We start from the raw sequence: 16,298 nt of genomic DNA, 5'->3' as shown, positions 1-16,298 counted from the left end.
CATGGAAGACGGTCTGTTCAAAGGGCTGAAGGTGCTGGACTGCGCGAGCTTCATCGCTGCACCGGCTGCGGCCACTGTGCTGTCCGACTTCGGCGCAGACGTCATAAAGATCGAGCCGCCCGGTGCCGGCGACCCCTATCGCAATCTGCCCAACCTGCCCGGCTATCCCAAGAGCGAACACAACTATGCCTGGATGATGGAGGGCCGCAACAAGAAGAGCCTCGCGCTCGATCTTGCCAAGCCCGAGGGGCAGCAGGTGCTCTACAAGCTGATCGCCGAAGCGGATGTGTTCATCACCAATTTCCCACCGCCGGTGCGCAAGCGGCTGAAGATCGCCTATGAGGACATCGCACCGCTGAACGACCGGCTGATCTATGCCTGCTTCACCGGTTACGGCGACAAGGGCGCGGAAGCCGACAAGCCAGGTTTCGACTCCACCGCCTGGTGGGCACGTTCCGGCATGATGGATCTCGTTCGCGCCGATGAGGACACCACGCCCGCGCGATCGATTGCCGGCATGGGCGACCATCCCTGCGCCATGGCGCTGTATGGCGCCATCGTCACCGCGCTCTACAAGCGCGAGAAGACCGGCAAGGGCTGCCAGGTGAAATCCAACCTGATGGCCAATGGCGTGTGGTCGTCGAGCGTGCTGGCACAGGCCAAACTTGTCGGCGCCAAATTCGAGAAGCGCCGCTCGCGCGAGGAAGCGCTCAATGCCGTCACCAATCACTACAGGTGCCGCGACGGCCGCTGGATCATGCTGTCGCTGCTTGCCGAAGAGCGGCAATGGCCGGCTTTCACCAAATGCCTCGGCCGCGAGGACCTGCGCGACGATCCGCGCTTCGCCACCAAACCCAATCGCCATGCGCGCTCGGTCGAACTGATCAGGATCCTCGACGAGGTGTTCGCGACCCGCGACCTCGCCGACTGGCGCGAGCGGCTTGACGGCAACGGCCTCGTCTTCGGCTTCGTCGGCATCCTCGACGACATTCCGAACGATCAGCAGATGAAGGACAACGATGTGCTGATCCCGTTCGAGGGAACCGACATCCTCACCATCAACAGTCCGATCTGGATTGGCGGCGAGACCAAGCGCAAGCCGCATCTGCCACCATCCATCGGCCAGCACAGCGACGAGATCCTGCGTGCCATGGGCTATGACGATCATCAGATCGAAGGGCTGCGGGCGGCGGGCGCCGTACAGTAGTGACGATCCAACCTCTCCCCGCCCTTCTGCGGGGAGAGGTTAAGAACGCCGCCTCGCCTATCTCGCCAGCAGCCAGCCGAAGAAGCCGAGCCCGAGCAGGACGGCCACACCGATGGCCCAGACGCTGACGCGGATGCTGCTTGTCGTCTGCTGCTTGCTCTCGTTCTCGGCGATGGCGATATCGCGTTCCTTGATCTCCTTGTCGGTCTCGTTCATCGCGCCCTCATTTCATTTCACGAAACACATGCCGATGGCCGGCGAGCTATCCGAGCCAACCTGCTGACAGGCAAGACCTTCGGCACAGGTCCAGGACGCGAAGCTCTTGTCCGCAGTGCCTTTCGGCTTCGGTCGATAACATGTCGCGCCCCAGCCATCGAGTACGGGCGATCCTGCCAGTTCGTGACTGCCGCGCATCTGCGGACGATCCGAAAACCCGCGTGAAAAATCCGGCGCCTTTCCATCGCGCATCGCCATGACGATATCGCGACGACGCACCTGTTCACCGATGAAATGCGGCGATGCCGGAACCGTTCCCTGCGATTGATCTGCCAGCGTGTCCGCGCCGGGAAAATGAAAACCGCCGATACCGCGGATCTGGTGACAACCACCGCAGGTGATGTCGTTCAGCCGCCGCGCAAAGCCTGCCGGCGAGCGGATATTTTCGAGCGCGCCGCCTTGCGCCACTGCGCGCTCCAGCGCGGTGACGACGTCGTGTTCATTGAAAACGCCCTTCCCTTTGCCATCCATCGATATCAATCCGAATTCCGGCTGCAGGACGGACGGCGCAAAGCCGACCGGCGTCGATGCCAGCGACGAAGTGGCGAGGAACTTCTCGGGGATCAGCACCGTGCCGCGATCGAAGGCGCGCAGATGATCGGGCGCAAGCAACCAGTCGCGAAAGTCGCGACCGAGCGTAGCGTCAGCCAGCAGCCGGTCACGGTCGATCTGGTTTTCCATGGGTGTCTCGCGAAACTGCTTCGCAGTCTCGTCGAAACGAAACACCTTCTGCAAATAGTCGGTGCGGAATTCCTGCGTCTCGGATTTCGGCGCATGTGCGATCTGCAGATTTGTCTCGATGCGATCGATATTCGCGGCTACGACCGTTGCCAGCGGGCCGTCCGACGCAAGCAGGCGATCTGCGAGTGCCGCGCCTGTCTCGCTCAGGGAGGCAGCGCTGAGCCAGCGCCCGGCAAGATCGGCGCAGGTGACCGATTTATCTTTCGACTCCTTCGCGTGGAGCACGAGGTTAAGCGTCATCGGCAGGCGCGGCGGCGTGATGCCGGCATCCAGACGCGTGAGCCGGTAGATCAGCCTGATCTCGCCGCAGGTGTCCGGCGCGACATAAGCGCGATCCATGCGATTGACGATCCCGGCCAGCACGAAACGCGCGTCCGGCGATGTCAGCATCGCCTTGTCGAACAGTTGCGCGTCATGGCCGGAGCCGACGCCGATGCTCACACGCGGCTGATGCTTTTGATGATCGGCGAGATAGCGCGCGAAGGCGTCATCCAGCGCGGCGCGGATCGGTGTCATCGCCGGCAGCGCGAATAGTGCATCATTGCGGATCGGCGTTGCGCGCGCGGGATCGAGCAGTTGCGCGAGGCCGAGGCCGCGGGTGCTGTGCGTTTCCAGCGCCCGCAACACCCCGGCATCGGTGACGGCGAGTCCATTGCCCTCATCAGCCCGCGCGACGGATGCCACGAGGCAGAGCAGCACGGCCATGAGGCTCAAACGAAGTCGCACGGTGCAATCCCAGACGTCACGCCGGGAGGCTAGCCCAAAAGAAAGGCCGCTGCACCTGCAGCGGCCCGAACACATTCATCGTGAGAAGAGTGGATCAGCGGGCGACAATCAGGCCCTTGGAGGTAACGACCGTCCAGCGGCCGTCCTGCTTGCGGATCGCGTCGATGCGGCCGAGACCGGGAACCGGATCGCCGGCATAGACTTCGAAGATGCCCGGACGGCCTTCGATAGTGGCACCACCACCGGCAATATCGAGAATGCGCCAGCCCTCGACTGTCGGCAGACGCGCAACTTCGGGCTTCGGTGCCGGGGTCGGCACCGGCGCGTTGATCGAACCCGTGACTTCCTTGGCCGGCGCGGAGGCAACCGGTGCAGGGGCCGGCGCGGGCGCAGCAGCAGGCGGCGGCGTGATGCGCAGCTTCTCGACGGTCTCGCTGAGCTTGGCGAGTTTCGCGGCCGGTTCGGCCTGGCCCTTCTCAAGCTTGTCGAGACGATCGGCAGACTTCGCACGCGCTGCAGCGGACAGCTTGGCGTTGCGATCGACCTCGGCCTTCAGCGCCAAGAGTTCGCCGTCGAGGCGGGCGATATGGTCTTCAAGCGCCTGATTGGTGGATTTGGTGTCGTCGGCGGCAAACAGCTTGCCGAGGCCGGACATGGCCACCGAACCACCGACTGCGCCGACGGTGATGCCCAGCGCGATCATCGCGGCAATGGCCATCATCCGGCTCCGGCCGGCTTTCTGCGCCGGCTCGAGCTTCGGTTCGGAATTGACGAAATCTTCCCAGGAGTGCTCGCGCGAAGACCCTTCGCGCGTTGCGCCTTCATGGGATGCGCCGTCGCGCGGGCCGCTGTCGCGGGAGGGCGCCATGATGGTGATCCGACCGGGCGCACCGAGCCTCGGCGCTTCCCTCTTCGGCATCTGCGCGCGGCGGTCGTCGCCCTGCTCGGGGGCGAGCTTCGGTGCGTCAACATGAACGTCGGAGGCGTCGGAACCCGCCGCCGTCACGCCGGTGTCGACGTGATCGCCGCTGACATCTGGGGTGGCTTCGGCCTTGTTCTCGCTCACGATCAAATTCTCCGGGAAAGATGAACTATTTGGTAACTTTCATTGCTTGCCAAATCCTTACCGCCCGCCGTGCTTACGAAAATTTCACCTCTTGTCCGGCGGCGGAACCGTTGCTTGACGCGCACACGCCTGGCCCGCACAACACCTGCAAACAGAACAATCGGGGAAATGCCATGAAGCTCTACGATTCCATCGGACCGAACCCGCGCGTGGTGCGGATGTTCATGGCGGAAAAAGGCATCAGCGCTCCTGTGCAGAGCGTCGATCTTGCTGCCGGGGAGAACCGCGAGTCCGCGCATCTGGCGCGCAATCCGCATGGGCAGATGCCGACGCTCGAACTCGACGATGGCGCCTATGTGTCCGAAACCGTGGCGATCTGTGAATATTTCGAGGAGACACATCCGACGCCGCCGCTGATCGGCACCACGCCCGAACAGCGCGCCGAGGCCCGGATGTGGCGCCAGCGCGTCGATCTCAACATCTGCCAGCACATCGCCAATGGCTATCGCTTCTCCGAGGGGCTCAAGCGTTTCGAAACACGCATCGTCTGCGTCCCCGAAGGCGCGGCGGGGCTGAAGACAATCGCCATCGACCGGCTGCGCTGGCTCGACGGCCAGATGGCCGGCAAGACCTATATCTGCAGCGAGCGCTTCACCATGGCGGATATCGTGCTGTTCTGCTGGCTCGATTTTGCCGACAAGGTGAAGCAGCCCTGGGATCGCGAGAATACGAACGTTGCGGCGTGGTTCGAGCGCGTCGGTGCGCGGGAGTCGGCAAAGGCGTGAGCGCTACAACACCACCGGCGCATCCGGCAGTTCATTCACCGACGAAGCATCGCGCGGGAAATGCGCCGCCAGATGCTGCGTCACGGCCTCGATGCCGGCGATGACACCCTGCTCGAAGCGACCGGCACGAAAATGCGCTTCCATCATCTGGCAGATCGCTTCCCATCCGGCGATACCGACATGCCTGTCGATCCCGCGATCCACCACGATCTCGACATCGCGATCGGCCAGCAGCAGATAGATCAGCACGCCGTTGTTGTGCTCGGTGTCCCAGATGCGGAGCTGTGCGAACACGTCGATGGCGCGCTCCCGCGCCGCCTGATTGCGGAACAGCGGCGCACCGTCGAGTGCGCCTTCGACGACGAAGCGGATCTGGCCGGCATGCAAGGCCTCGCTCGCCTTGATGGCCCGCTCAATGGCGGCCATGGCTTTTGGCGGGAACGCCTTGCGGACGCGGGCGCGATTGCTGAGCAGATGTCTGCTGATCCGCTTGAGGCTCATCACCAACTCCCCGAGGCGCCGCCGCCGCCGAAACTGCCGCCCCCGCCGCTGAAGCCACCGCCGCTGCTCGACGAACTCCCCGACGACCAGGAACCGCCGCTACCGCCGACATAACCGCCGCCGCGTCGCCCACCGCCTCCGCCGCCCGACATGAAGGCCTCGCTCACCAGCGTGAAGAAAAATGCGATCACACCGAGAATGCCGCCAAACAGCAAACTGCCGGCGACAAGCCAGACCACCGTGGCAACGAGTCCGCCAGTCACCAGCGAACCGAACAGCCGGCCGAAGATCGTGCGCAGAATGCCGCCGAAGATGATCACACCGAACAGCAGGAATGGCGCATATTCCATGATCTGATCGAGGACATTCGCATTGCCCTTCCATTCATCCGGCGCCGGCAGCGGCTCGCCATCGATCACCTTGATGATCTGGTTGACGCCTGCCGAGATGCCGCCTGCGAAATCACCGGCCTTGAAGCGCGGCGTGATGATCTCGTCGATGATGCGCCTGGTGGTGACATCCGTCAGCGCGCCTTCGAGGCCGTAACCGACCTCGATGCGCAGCTTGCGGTCATTCTTGGCCACCAGCAGGATCGCGCCGTCATCGATCTTCTTGCGGCCGAGCTTCCAGGCTTCGGCGACGCGGATGGAATATTGCTCGATGGCTTCCGGCGCCGTGGTCGGCACGATGAGCACCGCGATCTGGCTGCCCTTGCGGGCCTCGAAGTCGCGCAGCGTGCTGTCGAGCGACGCCCGGTCGGACTCGCTCAAGGTTCCGGTCTGATCGACAACGCGTCCGCTGAGCGCGGGCACGGCGACATCGGCCAGAGCGGCAACGCTCCAGCACAACAACAATGCCAGCAGACAGGCTTTGACAGCCTTCATCGCACTCACCGGCGAGGCCGGCCTACTTCGCAGGCGCCGGCGTCGGATTGAAGTCGACCTTCGGCGCGGTCGAGATCTCGCTCTCATTGGCGACGGAGAAGTTGGCCTTCTCCTTGTAGCCGAACATCATGGCGGTCAGATTGTTCGGGAAGGTGCGCACGCCGACGTTATAATCCTGCACCGACTTGATGTAGCGGTTGCGCGCCACGGTGATGCGGTTCTCGGTGCCCTCGAGCTGGGACATCAGATCCTTGAACAGCGCGTCGGACTTCAGTTGCGGATAGTTTTCGGTGACGACCAGGAGCCGCGACAGCGCGCTGGAGAGTTCGCCTTGCGCCGCCTGGAATTTCTGCAATGCCGCGGGATCGTTCACCACGTCCGGCGTCGCCTGCACCGAGCCGACCTTGGCGCGGGCATTTGTGACACCGAGAAGGACGTCCTTCTCCTGCTGCGCAAAGCCCTTCACGGAGTTCACGAGATTCGGCACCAGATCGGCCCGGCGCTGATACTGGTTGACGACCTCCGACCAGGCCGACTTGACCTGCTCGTCACTGGTCTGGATCGCGTTGTAACCGCAATTGGTCAGGCTGAGGGTCGCCAGTGCGGCCAGCACGGTCAAAAACTTGCGCATGAAATTCTCCTGTGACGCGGCTCGATGTTAGGCGGTTTCTAGCACACGGCGATGACATCCGTCGCTACAAGTTCACAGCGCGATGCTGCAATGCGTCCACGCATGTATCGAACGGTTTGTGTTTGCACACGGGACATTCGTTGTTAGCCTTGCCACGACCATCGGCCCACAGAAGCCGAGGACATACTGGGAGGATTTCATGACGGACGTGCTCAACACGTTTCCGACGGTCGGCGCGCAGACCCTGCGGGCGCTGGCGCGCTATCCCGATCGCATCGCCTTCAGCTGGCCGGGCGGCTCCATCACCTATCGCGGCACCACGGACCTGATCGCGCGACTGCAGAACGTGTTCATGAACCTCGGCGCACAGCCCGGCACGAAAGTGGCGTTGCTGACCGCGAATCGCGCCGAAACCTGGTGCGCCGGTGTCGCCGCGCAATTGTCGCGCTTCGCCATTTCCTGGCTGCATCCGCTGGGCTCGATGCAGGACCAGATCGACCAGATCGAAGACGCCGGCTCCACGATCCTGATTATCGATGCCGACAATTTCCTGCAACGCGGTGGCGAGCTTGCATCGCGCGCGCAGGGTCTGCAGCATGTGTTCACGCTGGGCCGCGCGGATTACGGAATCGATCTGCTGAAGGTCGTCGGCTCGGGTGGCAGCGCCACCGCGCGTGACTTTGCACAGGTCGATGACATCGCCGTGCTCAATTACACCGGCGGCACCACCGGAAAGTCCAAGGGCGCGCTGCGCCGCCATCGCGAAGTCTCGGGCTTTGCCAGTGCCATCCTGGCCGACTTCGAGATCCCGGACAGGCCGAGCTATCTCACCGTGGCGCCGATCAGCCATGTCGCCGGCACCAAGGTGCTGCCGACGCTGATGCGCGGCGGGACCGTGCATATGCTGAAGGGATTCGATCCCGAGGCCGTGCTCAAGACCATCGAGCGCGAGCACATCAACTTCACGCTGTTCGTGCCGACCATGATCTATGTACTGCTCGACAACCCGACGCTGTCGAAGACCGATCTGTCCTCGCTCGATCTGGTGCTTTACGGCGCATCGCCGATGTCACCGAGCCGGCTGGTGGAAGGCATCGAGCGGATCGGCCCGGTGTTCTCGCAGCTCTATGGGCAGACGGAATGCTATCCGGTGTCGGTGCTGCGCAAGTCGGATCATGATCCGAAAAATCCGGAACTATTTCTATCCTGCGGTTTTCCGATCGCAGTCTGCAACGTCCGCATCCTCGACGATGACGATCAGGAAGTCCCGCCCGGCGAGGCCGGCGAGATCTGCGTCCGCGCGCCGCATGTGATGAAGGAATACTGGAAGCGGCCGGAGCAGACCGCGGAGACGCTCAAGAACGGCTGGCTGCATACCGGCGACATCGCCCGCGCCGACGAGCGCGGCTATATGTTCATCCTCGACCGCAAGAAGGACATGATCGTCTCCGGCGGCTTCAACATCTTCCCGCGCGAGATCGAGGATGTGCTCACCACCCATGCCGATGTCGCCATGTGTGCCGTGGTCGGCGTCCCCGACGACAAATGGGGCGAGGCCGTCACCGCCATCGTGGTCGCACGCGGCGGGGCGAAGCCGAATGCGGATGAGCTGATCAATCTGGTGAAGACCCGCAAGGGCTCGGCCCATGCGCCCAAGCACATCAAGTTCGTGACCGAGCTGCCGATGACCGGCGTCGGCAAGATCGACAAGAAGGCGCTGCGCGCGAGCTTCTGGGTCGGGCGCGAACGGATGGTGGGATAGAGGATCGTAGACGACCACTCCTCCAAGCTCGTCATTCCGGGGCGTGGCCGGCTCTTGCCGGACGCGAACCCGGAATCTCGACATGGCTGAACACTTCGGGATTCCGGGGTCGCCTGCCAGCGGCTTCGCCGCTGACCTGCGCCCCGGAATGACAGTGGAGGGTCACCACCTAGTGACTTGCATGACGATAGTTACTCCCTTATCTTCCCGCCATGGAGCGCAAGAGTTTCGAAAAACTGGAATGCCCGATTGCCCGCAGCCTCGAGCGCGTCGGCGAGTGGTGGAGCATTCTGATCATGCGCGACGCCATCTACGGCATGACGCGGTTCGACCAGTTCCAGAAGAACCTCAACATCGCGCCCAACATGCTGACCCGCCGGCTGGCGGTCCTGATCGAGGCCGGACTGCTGGAGAAGCGGCAATATTGCGAAAAGCCGCCGCGCTACGAATATATCGTGACCCCGCGCGGCCGGGATTTCCGCTCCGTGCTGTGGTCGCTGCAGAGCTGGGGCAACCGGCACTTTGCGCCTGAAGGCGAAAGCGTCGTCCTGATCGACAAGGAGACCGGCGAGACCGCCGATCCCATCCTGGTCGACCGCCGCACCGGCAAACCGATCACCGAAGCCACCCACAGCAACGCCCCCGGCCCCGCCGCCAGTGCACGCGTGCAACGGCGGCTCAGCAAACCGCGCCCACAGAAGGACGGAACACTGTGAAACTTGAAACGCCACAGGCAGTCGCTGCCGCCCATCCGACACCGATCTCCGAGATGAATCCGCGCACGCGGATGCTGCTGCAGGCGCCTATCGCGTCCACGCTGGTGAAGCTGGCCTGGCCCAATCTGCTGGTGATGCTGGCGCAGGCCTCCACCGGCCTGATCGAGACCTGGTGGGTATCGCATCTCGGTTCCGACGCGCTGACCGGCATGGCGGTGGTGTTTCCCGGCTTCATGATGATGCAGATGCTGTCGGCTGGCGCCATGGGCGGCGGCATTTCCTCGGCGATTGCGCGCGCGCTCGGCGCGCGGCGCACCGACGATGCCGAAGCGCTGGTGATGCATGCCACGCTCATCAATATCCTGCTCGGTCTCATCGGCTCCGCGATCTTCCTGATCTGGGGCCGTGCGATTTACACCGCGATGGGCGTCAGCGGCAGCGCGCTCGACGCGGCCATGCAGTATTCCAATGTGGTGTTCGGCGGCAGCGTTTTGGTTTGGCTGATGAACGGCTTCGCCAGCATCATCCGCGGCACCGGCAACATGCTGGTGCCGTCGCTGTCGATCTGCATCGGCGTCGTGCTGCTGATCCCGCTGTCGCCGCTGCTGATCTTCGGCTGGGGTCCGATCCCCGCGCTCGGCATCGCCGGCGGCGGCTGGGCCGTGGTGCTGTCGACCTTCACGGTCGGCGCCGTGCTCGCCGGCTACATTCTCTCCGGCCGCTGCATCGTCCACTTCAAGCTGGCGCGCCTGCGCTGGGATCTGTCCGCCGACATCCTGCGCGTCGGCGCTATCGCTGCGGTGATTTCGCTGCAGACGAGTTTCACGGTGCTGCTCACCACCGCGCTGGTCGGCGGCTTCGCCGGTGGCGATGCGGTGGCGGGTTTCGGCACCGGCGTCCGGCTGGAATATCTGATGGTGCCGCTGGCCTTCGGCTTCGGCGGACCACTGGTGGCTCTGGTCGGCACCAATATCGGCGCGGGGCAGGAGCAGCGCGCGTTGCGGGCCGCCCTGATCGGCGGCGGCATGGTGTTTGTGATCACCGAGACCGTGGGCCTGGCCGCCGCGATCTGGCCGGCTGCCTGGCTTGGCCTGTTCGGGTCGGACCCGCAGATGATCGAGACCGGCAGCGCCTATCTGCGTATTGTCGGTCCGGCCTATGGCTTCTTCGGCCTCGGCCTGTCGCTGTATTTCGCCTCCCAGGGCGCCGGAAAGATGCTCTATCCCCTGCTCGCCGGCGTGCTGCGGCTGCTGATCTCGATCGGCGGCGGCTGGCTGGCGCTGCGGCTGACGGGATCGCTGACCTGGCTGTTCGCCTGCCTGACCTTCGCGCTGGTCGTCTACGGCACCATCATCGTCACGGCGGTCGCGTCCGGGACCTGGTTCAAGAAGGCCACCTGAAAGCGTCGTCTCAAAGCAGAGCGTGGTGTGTAGGACGGGTAGAGCGCAGGCGCGTGGCGCCGGCGCGAAACTCGTTGTGGTCCGCGGGAAAAGTGATGGGTTTCGCGAAGACGCTCGACCCATCCTACCCGCTGGGAACAAAGATGTGCATATGCCTCATGCAGTTACACGCCTGTAGGGGCAACGCGAACTATCCTAGATAGCGCGGATCGGCGGCCAATTCGGCCGCCGCCAGGAATCCCCCAGCATGGCAGACGGTATCGTGGCACAGGCTCCCCAGCCGACGGACGGGCTGACGCCGAGCCAGCAGCGCTGGGCGCGGCTTGCCATCTTCACCGCGCTCGCCATGGCCTCGCTCGATACGGCCATTGCCAATATCGCGTTGCCCTCCATCGCCGCCGACCTGCATGCCACGCCAGCGGATGTGATCTGGGTGGTCAATGTCTACCAGATCGCCATGGTGGCCACGCTGCTGCCGTTCGGCGCGCTGGGCGAGATCGTCGGCCATCAGCGCATCTATCTCGGCGGCCTGATCCTGTTCACGATCGCGTCGGTCGCCTGCGCATTCGCGTGGTCGCTGGACACTTTACTGTTCGCGCGGGTGCTGCAGGGCCTCGGCGCCGCCGGCGCCATGAGCGTCAATGCCGCGCTGGTCCGCGTGGTTTATCCGCCAAGCCATTTCGGCCGCGGGCTCGGTCATAACGCCCTTGTCGTCGCGACGGCCTTCACCCTCGGCCCCACCATCGCCTCGGGCATCCTGTCGGTCGCGACCTGGCCCTGGCTGTTCGCGATCAACCTGCCGTTCGGCCTCGCCGCCATTGTCATCAGCCTCAAGACCCTGCCAAAGACCGCACGCGCCACCCATAGTTTCGATTTTCTCGGTGCCCTGCTGACCTCGCTCTGTCTCGGCCTGCTGATCCTCGGCATCGACAGCGCCGCCCATCACACGGCACCATCCATCGTCGTCGCGGAACTGGTTGCCGGTCTGCTGTTCGGCTGGCTGCTGCTGCGCCGGCAGGCCGATCATCCTGCGCCTATGCTGCCGATCGACCTGTTCCGCCGCCCGCTCTTCGCCTTGTCGGCGGCCACGGCCGTGTGCTCGTTCTCCGTCCAAGGCCTCGCCTTCGTGTCGCTGCCGTTCTATTTCGAAGAGGTTCTGCATCGTTCGGCAGTTGAGACCGGCTTCTTCCTGACCCCATGGCCGCTAGTCGTCGGCATCATGGCGCCAATCGCCGGCCGGCTGTCGGACAACTATCCGGCCGGCCTGCTCGGCGGCATCGGCCTCGCCATGCTTGGCATCGGCATGGTGCTGCTGGCCAGGCTGCCGCCTGATCCGGGCGTCGCCAATATCGTCTGGCGGATGGTGATCTGCGGCGCCGGCTTCGGTTTCTTCCAGGCGCCCAACATGAAGGCGATCATGTCCAGCGCCCCCGCCGGCCGCAGCGGCGGCGCCAGCGGTATCGTGGCGACCGCCCGGCTGACCGGCCAGAGCATGGGCGCGGCGCTCGCCGCCTTCTGCTTCGGCCTGTTCGGTCATTCCGGCGCGACCTGGGCGCTGGCGCTCGGCGCCGGTTTCGCCGCGCTCGGCTGCATCATGAGCTTCCTGCGACTGATCGTTCCGTCGTTACCCGGTCACTGATTTCAGAGATAATTTTGCGAACTCACATTTCTCTTTTGCAATGCCGTATTAAGTGATGTGATATACTGCAGTGCACAGATGGATATTTTGCGGCGCAAGTAACAAAACTGAGTTCCATTGCCCTTCGGTTCCATAAGTACCCAAAGACGCTGGACCAGTTTCGTCTCCTTGTAGTCACGGCGGGCACGAGGGCATTTCTTGAGGGTACTGTTCGTCACTCCAGAGATTGACGACTTCATCCGGGTGGGCGGCCTTGCAGCCGTTTCCGCCGCTCTCCCTCGAGCTTTGCGCATCTGGACCGACGTCCGCGTCATCCTTCCCGGCTACCGCGACGTCGTCACGCAGTTTCCTGACATCGAGATCGTCGGCGAATGCCCGGCACTGGCGGAAATGCCCGCCTGCTCGGTCGGCCTGGCCGCGACCAAGGACGGGCTGCCGATCTATATCCTGCTCTGCCCGCAGCTCTACGATCGTCCCGGCAATCCTTACGGCGACGCCAGCGGCCGCGACTGGCCGGACAACGACATCCGCTTCGCGCGCTTCGCATCCGCCGCGGCCCTGCTCGCCTCCGGCAATCTCGACAAGAACTGGTCGGCCGACCTCGTCCACGCCAATGACTGGCAGGCCGCACTGGTGCCGGCCTATCTGGCCTGGAGCGGCGTCAAGATCCCGACCATCCTGACGATCCACAATCTGGCCTATCAGGGCCTGTTCCCGAAGTCTTCGCTGCGCCGGATCGGTGCACCGGCGGAGTCCTTCCATATCGACGGGCTGGAATTCTACGACAAGCTCTCCTTCCTCAAGGGCGGGCTGGTCTATTCGTCGCACCTCACGACCGTCAGCGAGACTTACGCCCGCGAGATCACCACGCCGGAACTCGGCTGCGGGCTGGAAGGCCTGCTGACCAAGCGCTCCAACGAGTCGCGTCTCACCGGCATTCTCAACGGCATCGATGAGAGTTGGGACCCGCGCGTCTGCGCGGAGCTCATGAGACCGTTCGGCGCGGGCGACTGGGAAGCCAAACGCGCCAATGCCGATGGGGTACGTCAACAATTTGGGCTCGCGCTCTCCCGCGGGCCCATTTTTGGTTTGGTCGCCCGCCTCGTGCATCAGAAGGGCGTCGACCTCGTGCTGTCAGCCGCCGACGCCATCGTCTCCGCCGGCGGACAGATCGTGGTCACCGGGCGCGGCGAGACCGCCATCGAGAATGCGCTGATGGACGCGCATCGCCGCAGACCCGACGCCATCGGTGTCGCCATCGGCTTCAACGACCGCGAGGCACGTCGGATTTTCGCCGGTAGCGACTTCACGCTGATGCCGTCGCGCTTCGAACCGTGCGGCCTGAGTCAGATGTATGCGCAGCGCTTCGGCTCGCTGCCGATCGGCCACCAGACCGGCGGCCTCGCCGAGACCATCGTCGACGGCGAGACCGGCTTCCTGTTCACGCAGCCATCCACGGAGTCGTTTCTCGGCGGCATCCTCCGCGCCTTCGCCACCTACGGATCCAAGGATCGCCTGAACTCGATGCGCCGCAGCGCGATGTCGAAGTCGTTCAGCTGGAATATTTCTGCCGCCAGCTACAGCGCGCTCTATCGCAAGGCCATCGTCGCCGGGGTGTAGCGCGGGAAATCGGCGGGGCGCCCCCGATCTTGGCTTGCGGATCAGTTCCGTTTCACAATAATGGCGAAAGCTGGCAACAACCGTCATCCATGAAGACGTGGCCGGTCCCTCCGTGATGAAGGCCAGCCCGTGCTCAAAGCATCGCCTCCCGCCGAGCCGCTCGTCAACTGGCGATCGGAAATCAGCGCCGGTCTGATCTCCAGCCTCGTCTGTCTGCCGCTCTGCCTTGCTTGCGGACTGCTCGTGTTTGCGCCGCTCGGCCCCGACTATGTCGCGGCCGGCGCTGCAGCTGGCCTGTATGGCGGCGCCATCGTCGGCCTGGTCGCGGCCGTGGTCGCCACCTCGTCCTATATCGTGACGACGAGCCGCGTCAGCATGGCCCTGGTGCAGGCCGGCCTGACCACGACGCTGGTCAATGACGCCACGCTTGCGAGCCAGCCCGCGATGATCGTGACCGCGATCATGCTGTGTCTGTTTCTGGCCGGGCTGTGGCAGGTCCTGTTCGGACTGCTCGGCCTGACTCGCGCCATCAAATTCGCGCCGCATCCGGTTCTGACCGGCCTGCTCAACGGCGTCGGCATGCTGATCGTGATTTCCCAGTTCAAACCGTTCTTTGCCACGCATACGCCGTGGCCGAACAAGCCCGCGATGCTGGTTTACGTCGTGGCCTTGGCGCTCTTTGTTCTGAATTATCCGGCAATAGCAGGCTGGCTGCGGCTGCCAGATTGGCTGCGAAAAATACCGGGATCGCTTGCAGGCTTCATCGCCGGCACCGCGCTCTACTATCTGATCAGCATCCCGACCGGTCTCGATCTCGGGCCAACGATCGGTGAGATCCATGTCAGCTTCCCGCCCGCAATGCCGCTCGGCGCAGTGTTCGACGGCTCGATCACGCCTGAACTGACCGCCGTGCTTCCGCATGTCGTGCTGGTGTCGCTGGTGCTGGCGATCATCGGCACGGTGGAGACCATGCTGGCTTTCCGCGTGGCGCAGCAGCTCGACGATACGCATATCCACCCGGTACGCGACCTCGCCGCACAAGGCATCGCCAATGCGGCGGCAGCGCTGGGCGGCGGCATCGGCGGATCGGCGATTCCATCGGTGATCCTGCTCGGCTATCGCATGGGCGGCCGCACGCGCTGGACCAGCATTTTCGTGGCGCTCAGCCTGTTGGCCGTCACATTCGCGCTGTCGTCGGTGCTCGCACAGGTGCCGCGCGCGGTGTTCGCCGGCCTGCTGCTGGTGATCGGCATCGTGCTGTTCGATCGCTGGAATCTGCAATTGCTGACCGACATTCGATCAAGCAGCGAGCCGCAGGTTCGCCGTCACGCGGTCTATAACCTGATCGTCGTGCTCGCGGTGATGGCCGTGACCGTGTTCAGCTCTGTCGTTTCCGGAGTCATCGTCGGGATCATCCTGTCCTGCATCATCTTCGTCATCAATATGAGCCGGCCGCTGGTACGCCGCGCCCATCTCGGCGACACGCTGTTCTCCAAACGCATTCGCTCGGCCGACGATCTCGCGATCCTGCAGCAGACCGGGCAGCAGCGCGCCATCCTGCAGCTCGAAGGCGCACTGTTTTTCGGCAATGCCGACGACCTCTCGCTCCGCGTCAAGGACCTGTTCAACAGTACGGACATGATCCTGCTCGACATGGGGGCCATCTCCGACCTCGATGTGTCCGGCATCAACGCATTGCGAACCCTGCGCCAGAAGGCGACTGAGAAGAAACGGCGACTGATCTACTGCAATGTCCGGCCGGTCCATGCCGCCATCATCGGCAACGGGATCGGGCACGACGCGGCATCGCCGCCAATGACGCAGGATCTCGATTCCGCACTTGAATGGATGGAGCAGACCATGCTCGACCGCTCTGCTGCTCGGCAGGGGCAAGCGGAGGAGCTCACGCTCGAGCAGATCGACTTTCTCGATGGCGTTTCCGCCAACGAGATGGCCGAACTGACTGCAGTAATGACCAGACGCGAATTCGCATGTGGCGATACGATCTGCCGCGAAGGCGACGCCGGCGACCGGATGTGGCTGATCCTGAAAGGGAGCGTCAGCGTGTTGCTGCGCACCGACGGACATCACGAGCGACGCCGCATCGCCGGACTTGGCCGCGGCACCACGGTCGGAGAAATGGCGCTGGTGGAATCGGTGCCGCGCTCGGCCACCATCGTCGCCGATGACGCGGTGGCCTGTTACGAATTTCCGCGCAACGGCTTCGATCTAATCCTGCAGGAGAACCCGGTGCTCGCTACCAGGCTGCTGGGCAACCTGGCGCGCGAACTCACCCGACGACTGCGGCAGACCTCGCAGGATCTGCGCGTCAGTCATCACTGAG

14 protein-coding genes are annotated in these 16,298 nt (G+C 64.0%); 8 read left to right on the top strand and 6 right to left on the bottom strand.

Going from position 1 to position 16,298, the window contains the following annotated elements:
• The first annotated feature begins 1 nt into the window (after position 1).
• A complete protein-coding gene (locus AC1RLZ_RS08120; RefSeq protein WP_493188230.1) occupies positions 2-1,207 on the top strand; it encodes a CaiB/BaiF CoA transferase family protein in 1,206 nt (401 codons plus the stop codon).
• A gap of 57 nt (positions 1,208-1,264) precedes the next feature.
• On the opposite strand, the gene AC1RLZ_RS08115 is transcribed toward AC1RLZ_RS08120, so the two are convergent.
• From AC1RLZ_RS08115 to AC1RLZ_RS08105, 3 genes are all read right to left on the bottom strand, one after another.
• Positions 1,265-1,423, bottom strand: coding sequence for a hypothetical protein (locus AC1RLZ_RS08115; protein ID WP_176454609.1), 159 nt, complete (start codon positions 1,421-1,423; stop codon positions 1,265-1,267).
• A 12-nt stretch (positions 1,424-1,435) separates the two neighbouring features.
• Entirely contained in the window at positions 1,436-2,950 is a 1,515-nt protein-coding gene (locus AC1RLZ_RS08110; RefSeq protein ID WP_493188229.1) for a hypothetical protein, read from the bottom strand.
• 94 nt (positions 2,951-3,044) lie between these two features.
• Complete coding sequence (locus AC1RLZ_RS08105) at positions 3,045-4,016, bottom strand: hypothetical protein (protein ID WP_493188228.1); 972 nt, start codon at positions 4,014-4,016, stop codon at positions 3,045-3,047.
• 173 nt (positions 4,017-4,189) lie between these two features.
• On the opposite strand from AC1RLZ_RS08105, the gene AC1RLZ_RS08100 reads away from it, so the two are divergent.
• The gene (locus tag AC1RLZ_RS08100) at positions 4,190-4,801 is read left to right on the top strand and encodes a glutathione S-transferase family protein (protein ID WP_493188227.1); all 612 of its coding nucleotides are present in this window, start codon (positions 4,190-4,192) and stop codon (positions 4,799-4,801) included.
• A gap of 3 nt (positions 4,802-4,804) precedes the next feature.
• Here AC1RLZ_RS08100 and AC1RLZ_RS08095 read toward each other — a convergent pair whose 3' ends face one another.
• Genes AC1RLZ_RS08095 through AC1RLZ_RS08085 form a run of 3 tightly spaced genes read right to left on the bottom strand, consistent with a single transcriptional unit; the run spans position 4,805 to position 6,817 of the window.
• Positions 4,805-5,302, bottom strand: a complete 498-nt coding sequence (locus tag AC1RLZ_RS08095) for a TPM domain-containing protein (RefSeq protein ID WP_493188226.1) — start codon at positions 5,300-5,302, stop codon at positions 4,805-4,807.
• Positions 5,302-6,186, bottom strand: coding sequence for a TPM domain-containing protein (locus tag AC1RLZ_RS08090; RefSeq protein WP_493188225.1), 885 nt, complete (start codon positions 6,184-6,186; stop codon positions 5,302-5,304). The genes AC1RLZ_RS08095 and AC1RLZ_RS08090 overlap by 1 nt, the downstream gene beginning before the upstream one ends.
• Positions 6,187-6,208: 22 nt before the next feature.
• Positions 6,209-6,817, bottom strand: coding sequence for a LemA family protein (locus AC1RLZ_RS08085; protein ID WP_371424233.1), 609 nt, complete (start codon positions 6,815-6,817; stop codon positions 6,209-6,211).
• Positions 6,818-7,016: 199 nt separating this feature from the next.
• Here AC1RLZ_RS08085 and AC1RLZ_RS08080 point away from each other — a divergent pair, with 199 nt between their 5' ends.
• From AC1RLZ_RS08080 to AC1RLZ_RS08055, 6 genes are all read left to right on the top strand, one after another.
• Positions 7,017-8,579 carry an AMP-binding protein gene (locus tag AC1RLZ_RS08080; RefSeq protein WP_493188224.1) on the top strand — a complete coding sequence of 521 codons (1,563 nt, stop codon included), beginning with the start codon at positions 7,017-7,019 and terminating at the stop codon, positions 8,577-8,579.
• Between the two features lie 212 nt (positions 8,580-8,791).
• Positions 8,792-9,295: a helix-turn-helix transcriptional regulator gene (locus tag AC1RLZ_RS08075; RefSeq protein ID WP_493188223.1), complete on the top strand. Its 504-nt coding sequence runs from the start codon at positions 8,792-8,794 to the stop codon at positions 9,293-9,295.
• Positions 9,292-10,695 carry an MATE family efflux transporter gene (locus AC1RLZ_RS08070; protein WP_493188222.1) on the top strand — a complete coding sequence of 468 codons (1,404 nt, stop codon included), beginning with the start codon at positions 9,292-9,294 and terminating at the stop codon, positions 10,693-10,695. The genes AC1RLZ_RS08075 and AC1RLZ_RS08070 overlap by 4 nt, the downstream gene beginning before the upstream one ends.
• 247 nt (positions 10,696-10,942) lie before the next feature.
• A complete protein-coding gene (locus AC1RLZ_RS08065; RefSeq protein WP_493188221.1) occupies positions 10,943-12,334 on the top strand; it encodes an MFS transporter in 1,392 nt (463 codons plus the stop codon).
• 198 nt (positions 12,335-12,532) lie between these two features.
• On the top strand, positions 12,533-13,954 hold the full coding sequence (gene glgA / locus AC1RLZ_RS08060; RefSeq protein WP_493188220.1) for a glycogen synthase GlgA: 1,422 nt from the start codon (positions 12,533-12,535) through the stop codon (positions 13,952-13,954).
• Positions 13,955-14,083: 129 nt separating this feature from the next.
• Entirely contained in the window at positions 14,084-16,297 is a 2,214-nt protein-coding gene (locus tag AC1RLZ_RS08055; protein WP_493188219.1) for an SLC26A/SulP transporter family protein, read from the top strand.
• Position 16,298: the final 1 nt, after the last annotated feature.

It is taken from the genome of Tardiphaga sp. GW822-FHT04G09 (assembly GCF_058800725.1).
The sequence above is the reverse complement of the archived record's forward strand: the minus strand, read 5'-3'. Positions and strand labels throughout refer to the sequence as shown.

What these genes read in the sequence shown, in the direction of transcription:
- AC1RLZ_RS08075 (WP_493188223.1), top strand. Translation starts at nt 8,792, where the DNA reads ATGGAGCGCAAGAGTTTCGAAAAACTGGAATGCCCGATTGCCCGCAGC.
- AC1RLZ_RS08090 (WP_493188225.1), bottom strand. Translation starts at nt 6,186, where the DNA reads ATGAAGGCTGTCAAAGCCTGTCTGCTGGCATTGTTGTTGTGCTGGAGC.
- AC1RLZ_RS08085 (WP_371424233.1), bottom strand. Translation starts at nt 6,817, where the DNA reads ATGCGCAAGTTTTTGACCGTGCTGGCCGCACTGGCGACCCTCAGCCTG.
- AC1RLZ_RS08120 (WP_493188230.1), top strand. Translation starts at nt 2, where the DNA reads ATGGAAGACGGTCTGTTCAAAGGGCTGAAGGTGCTGGACTGCGCGAGC.
- AC1RLZ_RS08080 (WP_493188224.1), top strand. Translation starts at nt 7,017, where the DNA reads ATGACGGACGTGCTCAACACGTTTCCGACGGTCGGCGCGCAGACCCTG.
- AC1RLZ_RS08100 (WP_493188227.1), top strand. Translation starts at nt 4,190, where the DNA reads ATGAAGCTCTACGATTCCATCGGACCGAACCCGCGCGTGGTGCGGATG.
- AC1RLZ_RS08065 (WP_493188221.1), top strand. Translation starts at nt 10,943, where the DNA reads ATGGCAGACGGTATCGTGGCACAGGCTCCCCAGCCGACGGACGGGCTG.
- AC1RLZ_RS08095 (WP_493188226.1), bottom strand. Translation starts at nt 5,302, where the DNA reads ATGAGCCTCAAGCGGATCAGCAGACATCTGCTCAGCAATCGCGCCCGC.
- AC1RLZ_RS08115 (WP_176454609.1), bottom strand. Translation starts at nt 1,423, where the DNA reads ATGAACGAGACCGACAAGGAGATCAAGGAACGCGATATCGCCATCGCC.